The following is a 4,833-nucleotide window of genomic DNA, read 5'->3' as shown; positions in this document are numbered from 1 at the left end:
GCTGGGCAAGCCGACGGTCGCCGTGCTGTTTAACGGCCGTCCGCTGGATTTGCGAGACGTTTTGAACGAGACGGATGCCGTGCTGGAGGCATGGTACCCCGGCACGAACGGCGGCGCGGCGGTGGCGGAGCTGTTGTATGGCATCGCGGCTCCTTCGGGCCGATTAACGATGAGCTTCCCGCATTCGGCGGGACAGATTCCGGTTTACTACAACGTATTTAATACGGGCCGTCCGCAAGATCCGAACGGCGAGCGCGTGCGATACGTATCGCAGTATCTGGACGTTCCGAACGAGCCGTTGCTGCCGTTCGGATACGGACTTGGCTATACGGACATCCGATATGGCGAAGCCTCGTTGTCTTCCGGCACGCTGAACGCGGACTGCAAGCTGACGCTGACCGTTGCGGTGACGAACTCGGGAGAGTTCGCAGCGGAAGAGACGGTGCAGCTGTACGTGCGCGACATGGCCGGCGAGACCGTCCGGCCGTTGCGCGAGCTTAAGGGGTTTGAGAAGGTGAGGCTCGAAGCGGGCGAAACGAAGATGGTCACATTCGAAATAACGGAAGAGATGCTCAGGTATCATCATTCCGACTTGCAATATAACAGCGATCCCGGCCGATTTCTGGCCATGGTCGGACCGAACAGCCGAGACGTACGGGAGCTTGCGTTTGAATTGAGATAGTGGGAAAGGAGCCCGGAGATGAGTACTCAACAGCAAGAGAAAACAATTGCCGTGCAAGCGGACGGCTTGACGTTTACATTTCTGAGCAGCGGAGACCTGCGCGAGATCGGCTACAAAGATCTGATGATCAATCAAGTCATGTCGAATCCGCTGGACGGATCCATGAACAATTTGTATGTGCGCGTGCGCAAGGAGGGCAGTTACCTGTTTGCGCCGCTGCTTGGCGTAAGGTCGAACAGCCGCGTGGCGGCTTCCGACCGCCGGGTTGTCTGGAGCGGGGAGACGCTGGGCATAGCCTATCAGGTGACGTTTACGCTGATGCCGGGGCTGATCTGGTTCTGGGATGTCCGGCTTAGCGGCGACGGCCTGGAAGCGGATCTGGTGTACGGCCAGGATGTGGGCCTCGCCGACAAAGGCGCGGTGCGCACGAACGAAGCGTACATGTCCCAATACTTGGGCCATACCGTTTTCCAGACGGAGGAGAAAGGATACGCGGTCTGCTCGAGACAGAATCAGCCGATGTCGACCGGATTCCCGTATTTGCAGCAAGGATCGCTCACCGGAGCGGTATCGTATTCGACCGACGGCTTCCAGTTCTTCGGACTATCCTACAAGGAAACGGACGTGCCGGAAGCACTCGGTCGCGATCGTCTGGACAATAAGGTCTATCAATACGAATTCGCTTATACGGCGCTGCAATCTCGGACGGTGCGGCTAACCGCCGGTCAAGAGGCATCGTTCGTATTTTATGGCCTGCTGAAGCCGAACCATCCGGAAGCGATAAGCGAGCTGGCTTATGCGGAGGACATTCTTGCGGCATGGGAAGGCGCTCAGGCACTGAGGGAAAAAGGCGAGCCTGGCCCGATTGGCGAACGCGTTTCGTGGAGTGATCGGATCGGAAATCCGCTGCGTACCGAGAATGTAACCCCGGAAGAGATCGAAACGTTGTTCCCTGTGCGATTGCAAGAAGAGCGCGATGGCGACGAGCTGCTGTCCTTCTTTACCCCGACGTACGAGCACGTGGTGCTGAAGGCCAAGGAGCTGCGTATGGAGCGTCCGCATGGCCATATTTTGATGAGCGGCGACAATGCCCGGATAAACGACAACGTATTGTCCTCGACCAATTATATGTACGGCATTTTCCACTCGCAGATCACGATCGGCAATACGTCGTTCAACAAGCTGATGACGAACGCTCGGAACGCGCTGAACGTGCTGAAGACGTCCGGGCAGCGGATCTATGTGGAGACCGACGGGCAATTCCGCCTGTTGACGATGCCTTCCCTATACGAGATCGGCTTCAACTATGCGCGCTGGTATTACAAAACAGGCGGAGACACTCTTGTCATCACCGCGTGGACGAAAGCCGACACTCCCGAACTGGCGCTTGAAGTTGTCTCCCGAAAGGGCAAATCGTACCGGTTCCTCGTGTCGAATCAGATGACGATGAACGACAAGGAATACGAGTTGCCATATCTGATGGAGACAGAAGAGGGCGGGCTGGTATTTCGCGCTCATGCGGAATCGCTAAGCTCGGGCGTCTATCCGGAGCTGCAATTCCGTCTCGGTCTGCGCGGCGCGGAGATGAAGGTGCTGGACGAGCGGGCATTCGTCGCCGGAGCACAGCCAGGTTCGGCTTCGCTGGTCGTGCTGGAGCTTGCTCCGTCCGCCAAGTGGCGGCTAACGATTGAGGGCAGGCTGGACAAGACGGATGGCCCTTTTGTTGCGACTGGTGCAACCGATGGTGCGGACGACCTTCCAGTCGAAGCGGATATCGAACAATACCGTTCGTTCCTCTCCTCCGTCATGAACGGCTTCGGCTTGTCGCACGACTCGGAAGAGAAGGCGCGGAAGCTGGAGAAGTTCAACGCGTTGGCATGGTGGTACACCCACAACATGCTCGTTCATTATTCCGTGCCGCACGGCCTGGAGCAATACAGCGGCGCCGCATGGGGAACGCGGGATGTGTGCCAGGGACCGACGGAATATTTTATGGCGATGGGCAAGCACGAACAAGTGAAAGACATTTTAAAGACGGTCTACTCGCATCAGTACAAGAAGGATGGCAACTGGCCGCAATGGTTCATGTTCGACCGTTATTACCGGATTCAGCAGGAAGAGAGCCACGGCGACATCATCGTATGGCCGCTCAAAGTGCTGGGCGACTATCTGAGAGTGACCGAGGATTATACGATTCTGGAAGAACGCGTGCCATATACGACCCATGATGGCGAGCAGACGGAGGATACGTATACGATTCTGGAGCACGCTCGCAAGGAACTTGGCTACATCAAGGATCATTTCCTTCATGGCACTCGGTTGTCGTCTTACGGCGATGGAGACTGGGATGACACCCTGCAGCCTGCTAACGCGAAGCTTAAGCAATTCATGGTCAGCAGTTGGACCGTGTCGCTGACCTTCCAGACGTTCTCGCAGCTGTCGGCCGCGTTGGCCGGTCAAAGCGAGGAGCTGGACGGGCTGTCGGCGGAGCTGAAGGAGCTGGCCGAAGGTATCAAAACCGATTTTAACCGCTTCCTGGTCAAGGATGGCGTCACTTCCGGCTTTGCCTATATGGAAGAACCGGGCCGCATCGATCTGATGCTGCATCCGGGCGATAGCAAGACGGGCATCGAATACCGTTTGCTGCCGATGACGCGCAGCATGATCGGCGAACTGTTTGATGCAGAACAGGCGGAGTCGCATTATCGCCTGATCAAGCAGGAGCTGTATTGCCCGGACGGCGTTCGTTTGATGAACCGTCCGGCCGATTATGCGGGCGGCGTCAGCACGCGCTTCAAGCGCGCGGAGCAAGCGGCGAACTTTGGCCGCGAGATCGGCTTGCAATACGTCCATGCGCATATTCGTTACATCGAGGCGATGGCGAAGCTGGGCAAGACGGACGAAGTGTGGACGTCGCTTGCGAGCATCAATCCGGTCGGCATCCGAGACGTCGTGCCTAACGCCGACTGGCGCCAAAGCAACTCGTACTTCAGCAGCTCCGACGGCAAGTTCGCGGATCGCTACGAGGCGCGCGAAGGCTTTGGCAAGCTGCGTACCGGCGAAGTGCAGGTAAAAGGCGGCTGGCGGATCTACTCCAGCGGTCCCGGCATCTACATGAATCAGCTCATCTCGAACGCGCTTGGCATCCGCCAGGAAGGCGGCGACCTTGTGCTCGATCCCGTGATGCCTGCGGAGCTGGACGGACTTCGGTTCGCATTCCGGTGGGCGGGGCATGACGTCACGTTCCGCTACGAGATCGCCGGCGGCACGGTGCGCGGCGTGACGGTAAACGGAGCGGCAGTCGATACTGTCAAGGCGACGAATTGCTATCGCCCGGGCGGCGCGCGGATCGCTCGCGAGACGCTGGAAGGCATGTTCGCCGAGGGCTCGAACGAAGTCGTCATTACAATGGCATAAGTGAAGGTTAAGCGATGGCGATGGGGTAGTATTCCCATCGCTGCTCTTTTTACTATATAATCGACTGAGATAAGAAAGCGGGCAGTAAGGAATAGGGGCGATAGTTGTGGTAAGTATAAAAGACATTGCCAAGCACGCGGGGGTATCCATCTCGACCGTATCGTACGCGTTAAATGGAAATCCCAAAGTCACGGAAGAAACAAGCAAAAAAATTCTGGCCGTGGCCAAACAATTAAATTATGTGCCTAATGCGGCAGCGCGAACGCTCAAGAAGCGGGAGACCAAAATTATCGGAGCCTACCTGACAACCCTCGAAGGGGCTTTTTACGGAGAGCTCTTGCAAGGCATGAAGGAAGAATTGAATAAGCGGGATTACGACCTCGTCATCTGCAGCGGAACGCAATCCCATCGGATGCTGCCGGAAGGCATGCTGGACGGCGCCATTATTTTGGACAGACTGTTCTCCGACGAGGAGCTGCTGCTTCATGCAGGGAGAGGCCATAAGCTGGTTGTGCTGGACCGCGAGCTGAGCCATGAGAACATCGTGCAGGTGCTGCTCGACAACAAGGCAGGCGCGACGTTTGCGATAGAGTATCTGATCCGGCAAGGGCATAAAAAGCTGTACGTCGTGACGGGGCCGGAGGGCTCCTTCGACTCCGATCAGCGGCTGGCAGCCGTGCGTCAAGCGGTGGAGCGGGGTGGACCGGGACTGACGTACAACGAAATTCCCGGCA

Annotated in this window: 3 protein-coding genes; all 3 read left to right on the top strand. The window is 57.3% G+C overall.

Annotation, left to right across the window (positions count from 1 at the left end; translation table 11 throughout):
- On the top strand, window positions 1–682 hold a 682-nt coding region (locus tag PAT3040_RS39195; RefSeq protein WP_258235241.1), incomplete at its 5' end, for a glycoside hydrolase family 3 C-terminal domain-containing protein.
- 18 nt (window positions 683–700) lie between these two features.
- On the top strand, window positions 701–4,099 hold the full coding sequence (locus tag PAT3040_RS30655; protein ID WP_108995662.1) for a GH36-type glycosyl hydrolase domain-containing protein: 3,399 nt from the start codon (window positions 701–703) through the stop codon (window positions 4,097–4,099).
- A gap of 106 nt (window positions 4,100–4,205) precedes the next feature.
- Window positions 4,206–4,833, top strand: a 628-nt coding sequence (locus tag PAT3040_RS39190; RefSeq protein WP_258235240.1) for a LacI family DNA-binding transcriptional regulator, incomplete at its 3' end; no start/stop codon positions are given.

It is taken from the genome of Paenibacillus agaridevorans, from assembly GCF_003112455.1.
In the GTDB taxonomy this organism is placed as follows: Bacteria; Bacillota; Bacilli; order Paenibacillales; family Paenibacillaceae; genus Pristimantibacillus; species Pristimantibacillus agaridevorans.
The sequence above is the reverse complement of the archived record's forward strand: the minus strand, read 5'-3'. Positions and strand labels throughout refer to the sequence as shown.

Excerpts from the sequence above, each read along its gene's own strand:
- PAT3040_RS30655 (WP_108995662.1), top strand. The coding sequence starts at position 701 with ATGAGTACTCAACAGCAAGAGAAAACAATTGCCGTGCAAGCGGACGGC.